The 16,231-nt window shown below is 66.4% G+C and carries 14 protein-coding genes; 6 read left to right on the top strand and 8 right to left on the bottom strand.

The genetic code is table 11. The annotated features are described in order from the left end of the window. Positions 1 to 44: 44 nt before the first annotated feature. From xerD to ACPT9U_RS02110, 8 genes are all read right to left on the bottom strand, one after another. A complete protein-coding gene (gene xerD, locus ACPT9U_RS02145) occupies positions 45 to 974 on the bottom strand; it encodes a site-specific tyrosine recombinase XerD (RefSeq protein ID WP_435749724.1) in 930 nt (309 codons plus the stop codon). After that, positions 971 to 1,477, bottom strand: coding sequence for a methylated-DNA--[protein]-cysteine S-methyltransferase (locus ACPT9U_RS02140; RefSeq protein ID WP_435749723.1), 507 nt, complete (start codon positions 1,475 to 1,477; stop codon positions 971 to 973). Before ACPT9U_RS02140 ends, xerD begins: the two co-directional genes overlap by 4 nt. Positions 1,478 to 1,599: 122 nt before the next feature. After that, positions 1,600 to 2,877, bottom strand: a complete 1,278-nt coding sequence (locus tag ACPT9U_RS02135) for a glutamate-5-semialdehyde dehydrogenase (RefSeq protein WP_435749722.1) — start codon at positions 2,875 to 2,877, stop codon at positions 1,600 to 1,602. Positions 2,878 to 2,933: 56 nt separating this feature from the next. Then, positions 2,934 to 3,944 carry a DNA polymerase III subunit delta gene (gene holA, locus ACPT9U_RS02130; RefSeq protein WP_435749721.1) on the bottom strand — a complete coding sequence of 337 codons (1,011 nt, stop codon included), beginning with the start codon at positions 3,942 to 3,944 and terminating at the stop codon, positions 2,934 to 2,936. Positions 3,945 to 3,967: 23 nt separating this feature from the next. Beyond that, positions 3,968 to 4,576, bottom strand: coding sequence for an LPS assembly lipoprotein LptE (gene lptE, locus ACPT9U_RS02125; RefSeq protein WP_435749720.1), 609 nt, complete (start codon positions 4,574 to 4,576; stop codon positions 3,968 to 3,970). An 11-nt stretch (positions 4,577 to 4,587) separates the two neighbouring features. After that, on the bottom strand, positions 4,588 to 7,215 hold the full coding sequence (gene leuS / locus ACPT9U_RS02120) for a leucine--tRNA ligase (RefSeq protein ID WP_435749719.1): 2,628 nt from the start codon (positions 7,213 to 7,215) through the stop codon (positions 4,588 to 4,590). Between the two features lie 78 nt (positions 7,216 to 7,293). After that, complete coding sequence (locus ACPT9U_RS02115; protein ID WP_435749718.1) at positions 7,294 to 8,487, bottom strand: hypothetical protein; 1,194 nt, start codon at positions 8,485 to 8,487, stop codon at positions 7,294 to 7,296. A 4-nt stretch (positions 8,488 to 8,491) separates the two neighbouring features. Then, positions 8,492 to 10,078, bottom strand: a complete 1,587-nt coding sequence (locus ACPT9U_RS02110; protein WP_435749717.1) for an acyl-CoA ligase (AMP-forming), exosortase A system-associated — start codon at positions 10,076 to 10,078, stop codon at positions 8,492 to 8,494. 136 nt (positions 10,079 to 10,214) lie between these two features. Between ACPT9U_RS02110 and dnaX the strand changes: the two genes are divergently transcribed. The 6 genes from dnaX to ACPT9U_RS02080 all read left to right on the top strand — a co-directional run bounded on the left by dnaX (position 10,215) and on the right by ACPT9U_RS02080 (position 16,187). Continuing rightward, on the top strand, positions 10,215 to 12,371 hold the full coding sequence (gene dnaX, locus ACPT9U_RS02105) for a DNA polymerase III subunit gamma/tau (protein ID WP_435749716.1): 2,157 nt from the start codon (positions 10,215 to 10,217) through the stop codon (positions 12,369 to 12,371). Positions 12,372 to 12,453: 82 nt separating this feature from the next. After that, positions 12,454 to 12,777, top strand: a complete 324-nt coding sequence (locus ACPT9U_RS02100) for a YbaB/EbfC family nucleoid-associated protein (RefSeq protein ID WP_435749715.1) — start codon at positions 12,454 to 12,456, stop codon at positions 12,775 to 12,777. A gap of 13 nt (positions 12,778 to 12,790) precedes the next feature. Beyond that, a complete protein-coding gene (gene recR / locus ACPT9U_RS02095) occupies positions 12,791 to 13,384 on the top strand; it encodes a recombination mediator RecR (protein WP_418364863.1) in 594 nt (197 codons plus the stop codon). Positions 13,385 to 13,569: 185 nt separating this feature from the next. After that, entirely contained in the window at positions 13,570 to 14,163 is a 594-nt protein-coding gene (gene petA / locus ACPT9U_RS02090) for a ubiquinol-cytochrome c reductase iron-sulfur subunit (RefSeq protein ID WP_418364864.1), read from the top strand. A gap of 3 nt (positions 14,164 to 14,166) precedes the next feature. Next, positions 14,167 to 15,435, top strand: a complete 1,269-nt coding sequence (locus ACPT9U_RS02085; protein ID WP_418364865.1) for a cytochrome b — start codon at positions 14,167 to 14,169, stop codon at positions 15,433 to 15,435. Continuing rightward, positions 15,432 to 16,187, top strand: a complete 756-nt coding sequence (locus ACPT9U_RS02080; RefSeq protein WP_435749714.1) for a cytochrome c1 — start codon at positions 15,432 to 15,434, stop codon at positions 16,185 to 16,187. The genes ACPT9U_RS02085 and ACPT9U_RS02080 overlap by 4 nt, the downstream gene beginning before the upstream one ends. Positions 16,188 to 16,231 lie beyond the last annotated feature (44 nt).

Raw genomic sequence — 16,231 nt, 5'->3', positions numbered from 1 at the left:
TTTGAATGCATGCGCGTCGCAGTATTCGCTCCGCAATCTGGGACTCAGGCGCGTGGATGGTGCTTTGCGTGCAGTTGTTTGAGCCGTTCACGTGCAACATGCGTATAGACCTGGGTCGTCGAAATGTCCGCGTGTCCCAGCAATAGCTGGACCACGCGCAGATCCGCACCGTGATTGAGCAGATGGGTTGCAAAGGCGTGGCGCAGGGTGTGCGGTGATATGCGGTCGCTGGAAATTCCCGCGTGAGCTGCATGCTGCTTGATGATGCGCCAGAACATTTGCCGTGTCATGCCCGTGCCGAATCGGGTCACGAACACTTCATCGCAATTGCGTCCGCCCAACAGCGCCGGGCGGGCTTCGAGCAGGTAGCGGCGCAGCCAGTCAGCGGCAATCTCACCGATCGGAACCAGCCTTTCCTTGCTGCCCTTGCCCATGATGCGCAGCACGCCTTCAGCGAGACCCATCGCAAATACTTTCAAGCCGACCAGTTCGGAGACACGCAGGCCGGCGGCATACAGCACCTCGAGCATGCAGCGGTCACGCAGGCCTTGGGGCGAGTCGGTGTCGGGCGTATCGAGCAGCGCTTCGACCTGGGCTTCGCTCAGCGTCTTCGGAAAGCGCTCGGCCGGCATCGGCGAATCGAGCAGAAGCGTCGGGTCTTCGGCAATCTCGCGGTTGGCGAGCAGCATTCGGTAATAGCGCCGCCATGCCGCGAGCAGGCGGCGCTGGCTTGCGGGGCGGGCGTTACGGCTGAAATCCGCGAGATAGGCGCTCAGGTCCGCCGCGGAGGCCGCCGGCAGCCGTCCGTCGCGTTGTTCGAGCCAGGCGGCGAAGTGTGCGAGATCGCTGCGATAGCCAGCCAGCGTGTTGCGCGCCAGGCCGTGTTCCAGCCAGAGGTCGTCGGTGAAACGGTCTAGCGCGCTGCGATGGTGTGCCTGCAGCCCGGCTTCGACGGCGGGCTTGCGAGCGCTCACAGTGCGCCTTCGAAAGCCAGCAGCCAGCGCTTGACGTCGAGCAGCCAGCCGCTGCGCGCGTTGGCGAAGCCCCCCAGGCCGGCGGCAGACGTCACGCGGTGGCACGGCACGATCAGCGGGAACGGGTTTGCGCCGCAGGCCTGGCCGACGGCGCGTGGTGCGCTGCCCAGGCTTGTGGCGAGTTCACCGTAGGTGGTGGTCTGGCCACGCGGGATGGCGCGGATCGCGGCCCACACCCGCTGGCGGAATGCCGTACCGCAGGGGGCGAGTGGAACGGGGAAGGGGGCGTCGGGGTCGTCGATCCAGCCCCGCAGGGCATGCGCAGCCGCGCCCGCAGTGGCGTTCTGAGGGTCGAGCAGCGGCGTGCCCGGCGGCAGGAAGACGAGCTCTCGGATGAACTCGCCCTCGCTGCGGATGCCGAAGGGGCCGAACGGCAGCGCAATGACCGCATCGAGGCCTCCTGTGGTGTCGATGGCGTGCACGCAGTCCTCCGTATTCGTCATGTCCGGGTCCGTATCTTTGCACCAAGGTGCACTCGGGAGGGCTGGGGGCGTGGAGGCGGCCAGTTGCCCCGCGCGCGCGGGGTGGTGCCTGCGTTCGTGCCCCAGTATGCCGGGTGCCGGGCTCAGCGGCGCGTTTCTCCATTGCCGAACACCACCCATTTCTGGCTGGTCAGGCCCTCTAGGCCCACTGGGCCGCGGGCGTGAATCTTGTCGGTGGAAATACCGATCTCTGCGCCCAGGCCGTACTCGAAGCCATCGGCGAAGCGGGTCGATGCATTGACCATCACCGAGGAGGAGTCGACCTCGCGCAGGAAGCGCATGGCGTGCGTGTAGTTCTCGGTGACGATGGCCTCGGTGTGCCCCGAACTGTAGGCGTTGATGTGCTCGATCGCCTGGTCCAGCCCGTCGACCAGCTTCACCGCGATGATGGGAGCGAGGTACTCCTCGCGCCAGTCGGTCTCGGTGGCGGCAACCAGCTTTGCGGCGTCGATGCCTGCCTCGGCGAGCAGCGCGAGCGATTCCGCGCAGCAGCGCATCTCGACGCCCTTGGCGGCGAGCATGCGGCCGATCTCCGCGAGGTAGATGTCGGCCACATCGCGTGCGACGAGCAGCGATTCGGCGGTATTGCAGGTCCCGTAGCGCTGCGTCTTGGCGTTCTCTACGATGGGCACGACCTTGGCGGGGTCGGCCTCGTCATCGATGTACACATGGCAGTTGCCATCGAGGTGCTTGATTACAGGCACGCGTGCGTCCCTCGAGATGCGCTCGATCAAACCCTTGCCGCCGCGCGGCACGATCACGTCGATGTATTCGGGCATGGTGATCATTGCGCCCACGGCCGTGCGGTCGGTGGTCTCGATCACCTGCACCGCGTGTTCGGGCAGACCGGCCGCGACAAGGCCGGCGCGCACGCAGGCGGCGATCGCACGATTTGAATGGATCGCCTCCTTGCCGCCGCGCAGGATCGCCGCATTGCCGGACTTCAGGCACAGCGCCGCAGCATCGGCAGTGACGTTGGGCCGGGCCTCGTAGATGATGCCGATCACGCCCAGCGGCACGCGCATCTTGCCGAGCTGGATGCCGGAGGGGCGCCGTTTGAGGTCGGTCATCTCGCCCACCGGGTCGGGTAGGGTGGCGATTTGTTCCAGCCCGGAGGCCATGGACTCGATGCCTTTCTCGTTCAGGGTCAGGCGGTCGATCAGGGCAGGCTCCAGGCCGGCGGCGCGCGCTTCGTCCAGATCGCGGGCATTGGCCGCGAGCAGTTCGTCGCGGTGGGTGCGGATCTCCGTGGCCATCGCCAGCAGCGCGGTGTTCTTTCTGGCGGTCGAAGTGGCGGCGAGTACGCGTGACGCCGCGCGAGCCTGGCGGCCGAGCGTCTGCATGTAATTCTGGATGTCCATCGCGGTATCGGGTGTGAGGCAAAGCGGCAATTAAAGCACCGATTGCCGCGACTGGGCTACGGGCGGCGCGCCAGCCGCAGCGTGAGCTGCAGGAACTCGTCCCACACCTCGCCGGCGGCCAGACCCTTGATGATGCGGTCGATGCGGGCGGCGTGCATCAGCGCCGCGCGCAGCCCCCCCTGGTCCAGCCGGCTTAGCGCCCTGCTCATCGCCTGCTGCCGGCGTGGCTCGAAGATGCGCTCCGCCTTGAACAGCGCGGCCAGTGGCTGGCCGGCGTCCCGCCCTGCGCACAGGGTGGCCAGGTTGCGCGTCTCGTTTGCGAGCGCCCACAGCACCAGGGGTGGTGCAGCGCCCTCGCCCTCAAGTCCGTCGAGCAGGCGGGCGCAGCGCGCGGGGTCGCCCTCCAGCACTGCTTGGCGCAGCTTGTCGATGTCGTAGCGGGCGACGTTTAGCACTGCGTCCTGCACCTGCTCGAGCGTCAATGTGCCCTCGCCGTGCAGCAGGCCGAGCTTGAGGATCTCCTGGTGGGCGGCGAGCAGGTTGCCCTCGACATGGTCGGCGATGAACGCGAGCGCCTCGGGCGGCGCGGACTGTTTCTGCGTGGCGAGCCGGCGGCCGACCCAGTCGGGCAGGCGTTCGCGCTCGGGGGCGTTCAGCTCGATGCTCACCGCCGCGTCGCTGAGCGCCTTGAACCACACGGTCTTGCGCGTTGCCCAGTCGAGCTCGGGCAGGGTGATCAGGGTCAGGGTCTGTGCCGGAAGGGTGGTGATATAGCGCTGCAGGGCGTCGCCGCCATCGCGCCCGGGCTTGCCGGTGGGGATGCGCAGGTCGATCAGCTTGTTGCCGCCGAACAGCGACAGGTTGCCCGCAGCGAGGGTGAGCGCGTCCCACTTGAAGCCCTGTCCGACCACCAGGGTTTCGCGCTCATCGTAGCCCTGGCGGCGGGCGGCGGCACGGATGGCATCCGCCGCTTCGAGCACCAGCAAGGGTTCGTTGCCGTGCAGCAGCCACAGTGGCGCGAGCGGGCGCTCGAGCTGGGCAGTGAGCTGGTCGGGGCGCAGGTTCATGCGCGGCAGGCTCTCCGGCGCGTTCAGCCGGCGTGGATCACGGCTGCGAGCCGGCGCATCATCTGCTGCACCAGGTCGTTCTGCATGTCACGGTAGAGCAGATCCTCTTCCTGCTCCTTGCCGAGCACCTGGCTGTCATCGAAGGTGTATTCACGGCGCGCGGAGATGCTGGTGGGCGGGATCAGGGCCTTGCCTGCCTTGTCGAGGAGTTGGAAGCGCAGGGTCTGGGTGAGTTGGTACTCACGCACCTTGCCGGCGCCCGTCAGGCTCAGGATCTCCCGGCCGCGGTCGCTGGAGAGGATCTGCAGGCGCGCGTCGGCCTGTTCGGCCTCTTCCATGATGCGCGTCGTGCCGGAGGTGGCGACGAGCCGGCGCAGGCTTGCGCCCAGCTCGGATTGTGCCGCGGCGTTGATGTGCAGGGTGGCGAACGACAGTGCCTGCGGCCCTCGCAGCTGGAAGCCGCAGCCCGACAGCAGCAGGGCAGCGATGACGCTGCCCGCCATGAACAGGCGTCTTCGCCCCGTGCTTGCCGGGCCTTCCACGATTGCAGCTTGCGGCTGGCCCTCGGCGCCAATGGCCCCGGGCGCGCGCAGGCTGGCGGGGCCGGTGTCGGGATTGGGGCGGATGGACATGCGCGGGATCCTCAGGCGACGATGTTGACCAGGCGGCCGGGCACGACGACGACCTTCTTTGCCGGCTTGCCTTCCATGAACTTCTGCGCGGCTTCCGATGCGAGGGCGATCGCCTCGATGTCGGCCTTCGGGGCGTCGGCAGCGACCTTGATGCTGCCGCGCAGCTTGCCGTTGACCTGGACCATCAGTTCGATCTCGTCCTGTTTGAGCGCGTCTTCGCTGACTTCCGGCCACTGCGCAGCGAGGATGTCGGTGCCGAAGCCGCAGTCCTGCCAAAGCGCGTGGCAGATGTGCGGGGTGATTGGCGAGAGCAGGCGCAGCAGGATGGAGAAACCTTCGTCGGCCACTTCAGCGTGTGCAGCGGGCTCGCTTCCGGCCAGATCCTTGTGCGCCTTCTCGAGCGCGTTGAGGATCTTCATCGCCGCCGACACCACGGTGTTGAACTGGTGCTTGCCGAAGTCGTAGCTCGCCTGCTTGAGGTGCGTATGCACCTCGCGGCGCACGTCGGCCGCGGCGGCGGGCAGGGTGCCGGCGGCGAGCTTGCGTTCGGCGGGCAGGGCAGCGCGGGTGGAGGTGGCGAAGCCGTGGCCGTAGTTCCACACCCGGCGCAGGAAGCGCGAGGCGCCCTCGACGCCGGTGTCGGACCACTCGAGCTGCTGGTCGGGCGGTGCGGCGAACATCATGAACAGGCGCGCGGTGTCGGCGCCGTACTGGTCCACCAGCGACTGCGGGTCGACGCCGTTGTTCTTCGACTTCGACATCTTCTCGATGCCGCCGATGACCACCGGCAGGCCATCCGCTTCGAGCTTCGCGGCGACGATGCGGCCCTTCTCGTCACGCTCGACCACCACGTCGGCCGGATTGATCCACTGCTTCTTGCCGCCGTCGAGCTCGCGGTAGTAGGTCTCGGCCACCACCATGCCCTGGGTGAGCAGCGCGCTGAAGGGCTCGGAGACATCGACCAGCCCGCAGTCGCGCATCGCGCGGGTGAAGAAGCGCGAGTACAGCAGGTGCAGGATGGCGTGCTCGATGCCGCCGATGTACTGGTCGACCGGCGCCCAGTAGTTGACGCGCTCGTCCACCATCGCAGTGTTGCTGTCGGCGCAGGCGTAGCGCAGGAAATACCAGGACGACTCGACGAAGGTGTCCATGGTGTCGGTCTCGCGCTTGGCCGGCTTGCCGCACTTGGGGCAGGCGCACTCGTAGAACGACGCCATCTTGGCCAGCGGCGAGCCGCGACCGGTGATCTCCACGTTCTCGGGCAGCACCACCGGCAGCTGCTCGTCCGGCACCGGCACGTCGCCGCAGTCGGCGCAGTGGATCATCGGGATCGGGCAGCCCCAGTAGCGCTGGCGCGAGATGCCCCAGTCGCGCAGGCGGTACTGCACGCGCTTGGCGCCCAGGCCTTTCGCGGCGAGGTCGGCGGCGATCGCATCGACGGCGCCCTGGAAGTCGAGGCCGTCGTACTTGCCGGAATTCACCAGGCGGCCGTATTCGGCGTAGGCGTCCTGCCAGGGGGCGACGGTGTCGGCGTAGGCCTCCGAGCCGACCACCATGCGGATCGGCAGCTCATATTTGGTCGCGAAGGCGAAGTCGCGCTCGTCGTGCGCGGGCACCGCCATCACCGCGCCCTCGCCGTAGCCCATCAGCACGTAGTTGGCGACCCACACCTCGAGCGGCTCGTCGCTGAGCGGGTGGCGCACCTTGAGGCCGGTGGACATGCCCTTCTTTTCCATCGTGGCGATGTCGGCCTCGGCGACGCCGCCGCGCTTGCATTCCTCGATGAACTCGGCCAGCGCCGGGTTGCTCTCCGCGGCCTGGGTGGCGAGCGGATGCTCTGCAGCCACCGCGACGTAGGTCGCGCCCATCAGGGTGTCGGCGCGGGTGGTGAACACCTTCAGCACGCCTTCATGACCAATGCTGGAAACATCGAACGGGAAGCTGATCTCGACGCCTTCCGAGCGGCCGATCCAGTTCTTCTGCATCAGCTTGACCTGCTCGGGCCAGTTCGGCAGGTCGTCGAGCGCGGACAGCAGTTCGTCCGCGTAGGCGGTGATCTTCATGTAGTACATGGGGATCTCGCGCTTCTCGACGAGCGCGCCCGAGCGCCAGCCGCGGCCGTCGATGACCTGCTCGTTGGCGAGCACGGTCTCGTCGACCGGGTCCCAGTTGACGGTGCCGAGGCGCTTGTAGATCAGGCCTTTCTCGAACAGGCGGGTGAACAGCCACTGCTCCCAGCGGTAGTACTCGGGCGTGCAGGTGGCCAGTTCGCGCGACCAGTCGATGGCGAAGCCGAGGCGCTTCAGCTGCGCCTTCATGTACTCGATGTTGGCGTAGGTCCACTTCGCCGGCGGCACGTTGTTCTGGATCGCGGCGTTCTCGGCGGGCATGCCGAAGGCGTCCCAGCCCATGGGCTGCAGCACGTTGAAGCCCTTCATGCGGTGGAAGCGCGCGAGCACGTCACCGATGGTGTAGTTGCGCACGTGCCCCATGTGCAGCTTGCCCGAGGGGTAGGGGAACATCGACAGGCAGTAGTACTTGGGCTTGTTCGTGTCTTCCGTGACGCGGAAGGCGTCGGTGGAGTCCCAGTGCTGCTGGGCGGCCGTCTCGAGGGCGGCGGGCTGGTATTTTTCCTGCATGGCGGGCGTGCACAAGGGGGCGTTGAAAACACGCCAGTATACCGCGAAGCGCAGGGCACGGCGCTGGTGCGCGGGTCCTCAGAAACCCGTCTGCACGGCACCCGGAGCCCATGCGCGAGGTCGATCGAGCGGGCGGGTACCGATGGGCAGGGCGAATTCGGCGTCCGGTTCGAGCGAAATCCCGTGCGCATTGCTGGCGGGCGTGATGAGGCTGCGAAGGAGCTGTGCGTTGCGTGGACGGAAGTCGAGCGCGTCCGGGCCGTGCAGCGCGCCGGGTGGGAGCGGCAGATTGCCGCGATACGCGCCGCGGTTGGCCAAGGTCAGGCTGCCGAGCCCGACGCTCAGGTTGTTGATGCCGACGATCTCCGCATTCTCAGGCAGCCGGTCGGTCCATGCGCGCAGGAACAGGGTGCCGGTATGGCGGTCGCTGACCAGGGTGTTGTGCACGAGGTAGAGCGCGCTCTGAGGCCAGGCCTGGCCCTCCGCGCCGTACGACACCAGCACGGGGTTCCGCGTGTTGGCGCTCTGCCCGATGATGTTGCCGATGACGTAGGCGAGCCCGCCGTTGGGCAGGTCGAGCTCGTAGGCACTCTCGCCCAGTGCGCCGTCGTAGAGCAGGTTGTAGCGGATGTCGTTGAGGTGCGCCCGCGACTTGACGAGGTGGCCGCGGTAGCCCTGGTGGAAGCGGCTGCCGGTGAGTTCGAAGCGCGCGATGCGGCCGACGTAGAGCAGGTGTGGCAGGCTCGCATCCTGCCGTGGTGCCTGCGCGAACAGGCTGTCCCGGACGATGAGCTCTGCGTCAGCAGAATTCGCGGTCAGGATGCCGTTCTGATTGTCGATGAACGTGCTGTTGCGCACCTCCAGCCGGCCGCGCTCGAAACGGATGCCGGCGCCGTTCTGGTCGGCGGCGCGCGCCCCGCGGAATTCGATGTTGTCGATCAGGAAGTCGCCGTCGCGGAATACCCAGATCGCCTTGCCTTCTGCAATATGCCCGTCGGCGATGAGTACCGGACCTTCGCCAGTGCCGCGGATGTGCAGTCGCCTCTGCTTCCAGACCGCGACGTCGCCGCGGTACTCGCCGGGCAGGATCTCGACGGTGTCGCCGTCCCTGGCGACCTTGGCCGCATCGGCGATGCGGGTGAAGGCCTCGTTGGGGCCGACGCGAAGGGTGTCGGCTTGCGCGGAGAGGCAGGCCAGGGTACCGATCGCTGCTGCGGTGAAGCGCCTTGCCTGCGTGCTTGCGGCCGTGGCGCGTAGCGCGGCTGCGAGCATGACCTCAGTTCACGAGTTCGCCCGCCAGCGTCTTGCGGTCGATCTTGCCGTTGGGGTTGCGCGGCAGCGGGCCCGCGCGCAGTTCGATGCGCCCGGGCACCATGTAGGCCGGCATGCGGCTGCGGCATTCCGCCAGGAGCGCAGTGGTGTCGAGCGTGCCGCCTGCGGGCGGCGTGGCGATGACGACGATGCTCTGACCGAGGCTGTCATGGGCGACCCCGAAGGCTGCGCACTCGCCGACCAGTTTTGTGGCATAGAGGATCTCTTCCACCTCGGTGGGGCTGACGCGATAGCCGGAGGTCTTGATCATCTCGTCGCGACGGCCGATGAAGTAAAGGTAGTCCTCCTCGTCGCGGCGCACGGTGTCGCCCGAGAATACCGCGATTTCGGGCAGCACCAGCCCGCTCTGGCGGCCGGGCGCCTTAGGGGGCAGGGGCTTGAAGCGCTCGGCGGTCTTCTCCGGGTCGTTCCAGTAGCCCATGGCCACCAGCGCGCCGCGTTGCACGAGCTCGCCCGGTTCGTTGGGCGCGCATTCACTCCCGTCCTCGCGCAGCACCATGATCTCGGCGTTGGGGATGGCCTTGCCGATGGAGTCGGGGCGCACGTCTGCCTGCTCCGGGGGCAGGAAGGTGGCGCGGAAGGCTTCGGTGAGGCCGTACATCAGGAAAGGTCTGGTCTTCGGCAGCATGCCGCGTAGCGTGGTGAGCGTCTCCAGCGGCATGCGCCCCCCGGTGTTGGCGATGTAGCGCAGATGTTCGGTGATGGTTGCCGGCCACTGCAGCTGCGAAAGCTGGATCCACAGCGGTGGCACTGCTGTGAGGCCGGTGACCTGTTCCTTTTCCACAGCCTTGAGTACGTCGCGCGGCATCAGGTAGTTGAGCAGCACCACGCGTGCGCCCGCGTGGAAGGCGGTGCTGAGCTGCGAGAATCCGGCGTCGAAGGACAGCGGCAGGGCCGCGAGCAGGGTGTCGCCGGGGTGGTTGCCGAGGTACTGCGCAACGCTCTTGCCTCCGGCGACCATGTTGCGGTGCGATAGCACCACCCCCTTCGGGCGGCCGGTGCTGCCCGACGTATACAGGATCGCCGCCATGTCGGTGTCGATGATGCGGTGGCCTGCGCCAGGTGGCGCGGCGCACAGCACATCCCAGTGCACCACGCTGGCGCCGGGCAGCTCGGGGAGTACATCTGCCTTGCCGGTGAGCACGACATGGCGCAGGTCGTGGCAGGTGGCGAGCGTGTCGCGCAGCGTGGCGAAGCGCTCCGGCGAGGTCACCAGCACGCGCACGTTGCAGTCCTGCAGGATGTAGCCTACCTGCTCGGCCTTCAGGATCGGGTTGACCGGCACGAACACGCCCCCGGCCGCGCTGGTGCCGAAGAAGGCGGTGACCGTCTCGGGCCGCTTGTCGAGGTAGATCGCCACGCGCTCGCCGCGCTCCAGCCCCAGCGCCAGGAGTCCGTTCGCGATGCGACCGAGTGCCGCATCGAGTTCGGCGTAGCTCTGCGTGGCCCCCGAGAAGGTGAGCGCCGGCGCGTCAGGCATGCGTTGCGCGGAGGCCGCGATGAGGTGATGGAGCAGGGAGGTGTGGTTCATGATGGCCGGGCGAGGATCGATATGGACGCCTGGATTCGCAGGGTTCCGGGCGTGTACGGCAGAAGGTTAACGCCGCGCGATGACAATCACAATCGTGCCCCGAGTCGAGGCCCCGGCTCTGCTAGAATCGCCCGCCATGAGCTATCAGGTCCTCGCACGCAAGTGGCGGCCGAAATCATTCGGCACGCTGGTCGGTCAGGAGCACGTGGTGCGTGCGCTGACGCATGCCCTCGCGACCGGCCGACTTCATCACGCCTGGCTGTTTACCGGCACCCGTGGCGTGGGCAAGACCACGATCAGCCGAATCCTCGCCAAGGCACTGAACTGCGAGGCGGGCGTCACCCCAGAGCCCTGTGGCGAGTGTGATGCCTGTCGTGCGATCGACGCCGACCGCTTTCCCGATTATGTCGAGATGGATGCTGCCTCCAATCGCGGCGTGGACGACATGGCTGCGCTGCTCGACAAGGCGGTTTATGCACCGGTGCAGGGGCGGTACAAGGTCTACATGGTCGATGAAGTGCATATGCTCACCGGGCATGCCTTCAACGCGATGCTGAAGACGCTCGAGGAGCCTCCCGCGCACGTCAAGTTCATCCTTGCCACCACCGACCCGCAGAAGATTCCGGTCACGGTGCTTTCGCGCTGCCTGCAGTTCAATCTCAAGCAGATGCCGCAGGGGCACATCGTCGACCACCTCACGCGCATTCTGCAGGCCGAAGAGGTTGCTTTCGAGCCAGGCGCGTTGCGCCACCTCGCCAAGGCGGCGGCCGGATCGATGCGCGATGCGTTGTCGCTGCTCGACCAGGCGATCGCACATGGCGCCGGCAGGGTCGAGGAGGAGCAGGTCACCCATATGCTGGGCACCGTAGGCGACGATCACCTGCATGCGGTGCTTGACGCACTCGCTGCGGCTGACGTGGCGGCGTTGCTCGCGGTGGCGGATGGGATGGAGGCGCGCAGTCTGTCGTTCGATGCCGCGCTGCAGGCGCTGGCAACCTTGCTGCATCGCGCCGCGCTGGCGCAGTTCGCGCCGGAGGCGATTGCGGACGAGACCGAGCGCGCACGCATCCTTACCCACGCGGCGCGCTTCGATGCGGAATACCTGCAACTCGCGTACCAGATCGCAATCCATGGCCGCGACGAATTGCCGCTGGCGCCGGACGATTACACCGGTTTCACCATGGCCTTGCTGCGCCTGCACGCTTTTCGCCCCGAGCAGCCTGCAGCGCTGGGCGGGCCCGGAGTGCAAGCGGGACCGTCCGGGCGGGCGCGGGCGATGGACGCTCCCGCACCGGGGCATGCGGCTGCTGCGTTGCCCGGCAGCTCCGCCTTCTCGCCAGCGGGGGCGCCCAGGCCCGCGCCGGGCGTTTCGCCGGACAACGCAGCGCCGCAAGCCGTCATCGTGCCGCAAGACGCGAAGGGGAATGTCGCGGCGCCGCGCCTGGCCGGGGCGAGCGCGCCGGAGAACCCCATTCCACCCGCTGTGGAGGCGAAGCCGCCCGTGGGGCCAGTGCCTGGCGCAACGCAGGCGGCCGTAACGGCCAATGCGGCCATGCCGCCCGCGGGCGTGGGCTCGTTCGCGAATCCTGCAGTCTCTGGGCCTGCGGCCTCGCAGGCTGCGTTGGCTGATGTCCCCCCCTGGGAAGACATTCCGGCCGAGGCGTATGCGGACGATGGCCCTGAATTGCGCGACGCGCAGCGGTATGTGCCACAAGTGCCGGTGCAGCTCCCGAAGGCGCCGTCGAGAAGCCATCCGTCGCCTGCAGAGGCCGCAGCCGATTTGCGCGGGGAGGGCGAGCGGGCCGCGGCTCTCGTTCAGCGGGAGGGGGAGGCGCGGGATGCGAGCATGGATTCTTTCCGGACAAGCGCGACGACCGCAGGGGCAAGTGGCGATGCGGCTGCGCTGCTTGCGTTGGGCGACTGGCGTGGGCTGATTCGCGCGCTCGGGCTCGGAGGCTTGGTTCGCGAACTGGCACAGCATTGCGAATGGGTCGAGTGTGGTGACGATGGCCTGCGGTTGCGGCTATCGACCGCCCATCGTCATCTCCTCGACATGAATCGCGGCGCGCTCGAACGCATGCAGGATCAACTGTCGGCCGCGCTTGGCCGGTCGCTCAAGCTGCGCATCGAGATCGGCGACATCGCCGGCGAGACGCCGGCGCAGCGTGACGCGCTCGAGCGCCGCGCACGCCATGCGGAGGCGGTGGCCGCGCTCGAGGCGGACCCCTTCGTTCGCGAACTGATCGAGCGCTTCGATGCCACGCTCGTCGAGAGCTCGGTGAAACCCTTGTGATCCCTGTGGTGCGGCCATGCGGGGCGCGGCCCGTGGTCGTAGCGCCCGCACCACGTTCAATCGACCTACTGGAGAAGACGACATGATGAAAGGCGGAATCGCCGGCCTGATGAAGCAGGCCCAGCAGATGCAGGACAACATGAAGAAGATGCAGGATCAGCTCGCCTCGATCGAGGTCGAGGGGCAGTCCGGCGCCGGCATGGTCAAGGTGCAGATGACCTGCAAGTACGACGTGCGTCGTGTCTCCATCGACGCGTCGGTCATGGACGACAAGGAGATGCTGGAGGACCTCGTTGCCGCAGCGCTGAATGATGCCGTGCGCAAGGTCGAGACCGCCACGCAGGAAAAGATGGCCAGCGTGACCGCGGGTCTGAACCTGCCCCCGGGCATGAAGCTGCCGTTCTGAGCTTGCTGCGCCGATGGCACCTTCCAGCCTCGACGAACTGATCGAGGCGCTGCGCTGCCTGCCTGGGGTTGGGCCGAAGTCCGCCCAGCGCATGGCGTACCACCTGCTCCAGCGCGACCAGCGTGGCGCTGCGCGGCTGGGGCACGCGCTCGCACATGCGCTGGAGGTGCTGCGCCATTGCGAGCGCTGCAATACCTTCACCGAGGCATCGATCTGCCAGCGCTGCGCCAATCCGCGCCGTGACGCTTCGTTGTTGTGCGTGGTGGAGATGCCGGCGGATCTCGCCGTGATCGAACAGACGCAGGCCTACAACGGCCTCTACTACGTCCTCATGGGGCGCCTGTCGCCGCTCGATGGCGTGGGGCCACGCGAACTGCGACTGGACAAGCTGATCGCGCGCGCCACCGAGGAGGGTGTGCGCGAGGTGATCCTGGCCACCAATTTCACCAACGAGGGCGAGGCGACGGCGCACACGGTCGCGACCCTGCTCGGTGCCCGTGGCGTGCGTGTCACTCGCCTGTCCAGAGGTGTTCCGGTGGGCGGCGAACTGGAGCACACTGACGGCGGAACCATTGCGCAGGCGCTGTTCGAGCGGCGCGCACTCTGAATGTCTTTGTTGCGACGCAGCAGAGAATGCGTCGCAATTGCATGATCCTTGTCGTGTTTTGCGCGGAAAGCCTTGTTCCATCAGGCGAACAGAGCGATGTGCTTTCTATGCTGCAGCGTCTTGGATATAATTAGACGGTTATTTTGTATCCAGGTCTTTCGTTTTCCATTTTTGGGAAGAGGGTCATGAGCGTTGATCAAAAGATGGACAGCAGCCGCCGCACACTGCTGTTGGCAACGTCCGCCGCTGGCGGCGCTGCCGCAGTGGCGACCGCGGTGCCGTTTGTTGCCAGCCTGACGCCGTCCGAGCGCGCCAAGGCGGCCGGTGCGCCGGTCGAAGTCGATGTAAGCAAGCTTGCACCGGGCGAGATGATGACTGTGGAGTGGCGCGGCAAACCCGTGTGGATCCTCCGCCGCACGCCCGAGATGCTGGCGTCGCTCGACAAGACGGACGAGAAGGTCACCGACCCGATGTCGGAAGAGCCGCAGCAGCCCGACTACGCCGCCAACAAACATCGCTCGATCAATCCCGAGTACCTGGTTGCCGTCGGCATCTGCACCCATCTGGGCTGTTCGCCGACCGACAAGTTCAAGGAAGGGGCCGAGAGCGGCATGGGTGCGGACTGGCCCGGCGGTTTCCTGTGCCCCTGCCACGGTTCGCTCTTCGATCTGGCCGGCCGCGTGTACAAGAGCATGCCTGCGCCGACCAACCTGGAGGTTCCGCCGCACCAGTACCTGGCGGACACCAAGATTCTTGTTGGCGAAGACGGGAAGGCATAAGCGATGACTACCAAATCCCAAGCCGTTCTCAACTGGATCGATGAGCGTTTCCCGCTCACGTCCACCTGGAAGGCGCACCTGTCCGAATACTACGCACCGAAGAACTTCAACTTCTGGTACTTCTTCGGCTCGCTGGCCCTGATGGTGCTGGTGATCCAGATCGTTACCGGCATCTTCCTGGTGATGCACTACAAGCCGGACGCCTCCCTCAACGCCTCGGGCGTGCCGGTGGCCTTTGCCAGCGTCGAGTACATCATGCGCGAGGTGCCCGGTGGCTGGCTCATCCGCTACCTGCACTCGACCGGCGCCTCGGCATTCTTCATCGTCGTGTACCTGCACATGTTCCGCGGGTTGCTGTACGGCTCGTACCGCAAGCCGCGCGAGCTGATCTGGATCTTCGGTACGCTGATCTTCCTGGCGCTGATGGCCGAGGCCTTCATGGGCTATCTGCTGCCGTGGGGGCAGATGTCGTACTGGGGCGCGCAGGTGATCGTGAACCTGTTCTCCGCAATCCCGATCATCGGGCCGGATCTCTCGCTCGTGATCCGTGGTGACTTCGTGATCAGCGACGCCACCCTGAACCGCTTCTTTTCCTTCCACGTCATCGCGGTGCCGCTGGTGCTGATCGGTCTGGTGCTGGCGCACATCGTGGCGCTGCACGAAGTCGGCTCCAACAACCCCGACGGCGTCGAGATCAAGAAGAAGAAGGACTCGCGCGGCGTACCGCTCGACGGCATCCCGTTCCATCCGTATTACACGGTGAAGGACATCGTCGGCGTGGTGGTCTTCCTGTTCTTCTTCAGCGCGGTCGTGTTCTTCATGCCCGAGGGTGGCGGCTACTTCCTCGAGTACAACAACTTCATCCCGGCCGATCCGCTGAAGACCCCGCCGCACATCGCGCCGGTCTGGTACTTCACCCCCTTCTATTCGATCCTGCGTGCGGTCACTTACCCGCTGTTCGGTCTCGATGCGAAATTCTGGGGCGTGGTGGCCATGGGCGCGTCGGTCGTGATCATTGCCTTCCTGCCTTGGCTCGACCGCAGCCCGGTGAAGTCGATCCGCTACAAGGGGCCGATCTTCAAGATCGCCCTGGCGATCTTCCTGGTGGCTTTCTTCATCCTCGGCTACCTCGGCGTGCTGGCGCCGACTCCGGGCCGTACCCTGGTTTCGCAGATCTGCTCGGTGCTGTATTTCGCGTTCTTCCTGCTGATGCCGTGGTACAGCAAGCTCGACAAGTGCAAACCCGAACCGGAAAGGGTGACTTCCAAATGAAAATGCGCGTGATCAACCTCATCAAGCGGGCGGCGGCGGTGCTGCTGTTCGCCCCGGCGGTGGCGCTGGCGGCGGGCGCCTCGGTCAACCTGGACAAGGCACCCGTAAGCACTGACCCGGCTGCGCTGCAGCATGGCGCGAAGCTGTTCGTGAACTACTGTTTGAACTGCCACAGCGCCAGCTTCATGCGCTACAACCAGCTGGCCAACATCGGCCTTTCGGAAGACGAGATCCGCGACAACCTGATGTTTGTCGGCGAGCGCGTCGGTGACCTGATGACGGTCGCCATGCGTCCGAAGGAGTCGAAAGTCTGGTTTGGCGCCACGCCCCCCGACCTGACCCTGATTGCGCGTCAGCGTGCTTCGGGCGATGGGAGTGGTGCAGATTGGCTCTACACTTACCTGCGCCAGTTCTACCGCGACACAGAGCGCCCCAGCGGCTGGAACAACGTGGTTTTCGAGAACGTCGGCATGCCGCACGTGTTCTGGGAACTGCAGGGTGAACAGGTGGCCAAGGTCACCCAGAACCCTGACGGCACCAAGCACTTCGAGCTGTCGCTGGCCAAGCCTGGCAAGCTGTCGGTCGAGGAGTACGACAAGGCCGTTGCAGACCTTGTCTCCTTCCTGGTCTGGATGGGTGAGCCGGTCGCCGAGAAGCGCAAGATGATCGGCACCTTCGTGCTGATCTTCCTGGTGGGCATGTTCTTCCTGACCTACGCGCTGAAGAAGAACTACTGGAAGGACATTCATTGATCAGAGCCGTAACGGCCCCGCAGGCCGTTTAGCCAGATCCTGAC

Source organism: Thauera sp. AutoDN2, assembly GCF_051280715.1.
GTDB lineage: Bacteria > Pseudomonadota > Gammaproteobacteria > Burkholderiales > Rhodocyclaceae > Thauera.
The sequence above is the reverse complement of the archived record's forward strand: the minus strand, read 5'-3'. Positions and strand labels throughout refer to the sequence as shown.

Excerpts from the sequence above, each read along its gene's own strand:
- ACPT9U_RS02140 (WP_435749723.1), bottom strand. The coding sequence starts at position 1,477 with ATGACGAATACGGAGGACTGCGTGCACGCCATCGACACCACAGGAGGC.
- ACPT9U_RS02135 (WP_435749722.1), bottom strand. The coding sequence starts at position 2,877 with ATGGACATCCAGAATTACATGCAGACGCTCGGCCGCCAGGCTCGCGCG.
- holA (WP_435749721.1), bottom strand. The coding sequence starts at position 3,944 with ATGAACCTGCGCCCCGACCAGCTCACTGCCCAGCTCGAGCGCCCGCTC.
- lptE (WP_435749720.1), bottom strand. The coding sequence starts at position 4,576 with ATGTCCATCCGCCCCAATCCCGACACCGGCCCCGCCAGCCTGCGCGCG.
- leuS (WP_435749719.1), bottom strand. The coding sequence starts at position 7,215 with ATGCAGGAAAAATACCAGCCCGCCGCCCTCGAGACGGCCGCCCAGCAG.
- ACPT9U_RS02115 (WP_435749718.1), bottom strand. The coding sequence starts at position 8,487 with ATGCTCGCAGCCGCGCTACGCGCCACGGCCGCAAGCACGCAGGCAAGG.
- ACPT9U_RS02110 (WP_435749717.1), bottom strand. The coding sequence starts at position 10,078 with ATGAACCACACCTCCCTGCTCCATCACCTCATCGCGGCCTCCGCGCAA.
- dnaX (WP_435749716.1), top strand. The coding sequence starts at position 10,215 with ATGAGCTATCAGGTCCTCGCACGCAAGTGGCGGCCGAAATCATTCGGC.
- ACPT9U_RS02100 (WP_435749715.1), top strand. The coding sequence starts at position 12,454 with ATGATGAAAGGCGGAATCGCCGGCCTGATGAAGCAGGCCCAGCAGATG.
- recR (WP_418364863.1), top strand. The coding sequence starts at position 12,791 with ATGGCACCTTCCAGCCTCGACGAACTGATCGAGGCGCTGCGCTGCCTG.
- petA (WP_418364864.1), top strand. The coding sequence starts at position 13,570 with ATGAGCGTTGATCAAAAGATGGACAGCAGCCGCCGCACACTGCTGTTG.
- ACPT9U_RS02085 (WP_418364865.1), top strand. The coding sequence starts at position 14,167 with ATGACTACCAAATCCCAAGCCGTTCTCAACTGGATCGATGAGCGTTTC.
- ACPT9U_RS02080 (WP_435749714.1), top strand. The coding sequence starts at position 15,432 with ATGAAAATGCGCGTGATCAACCTCATCAAGCGGGCGGCGGCGGTGCTG.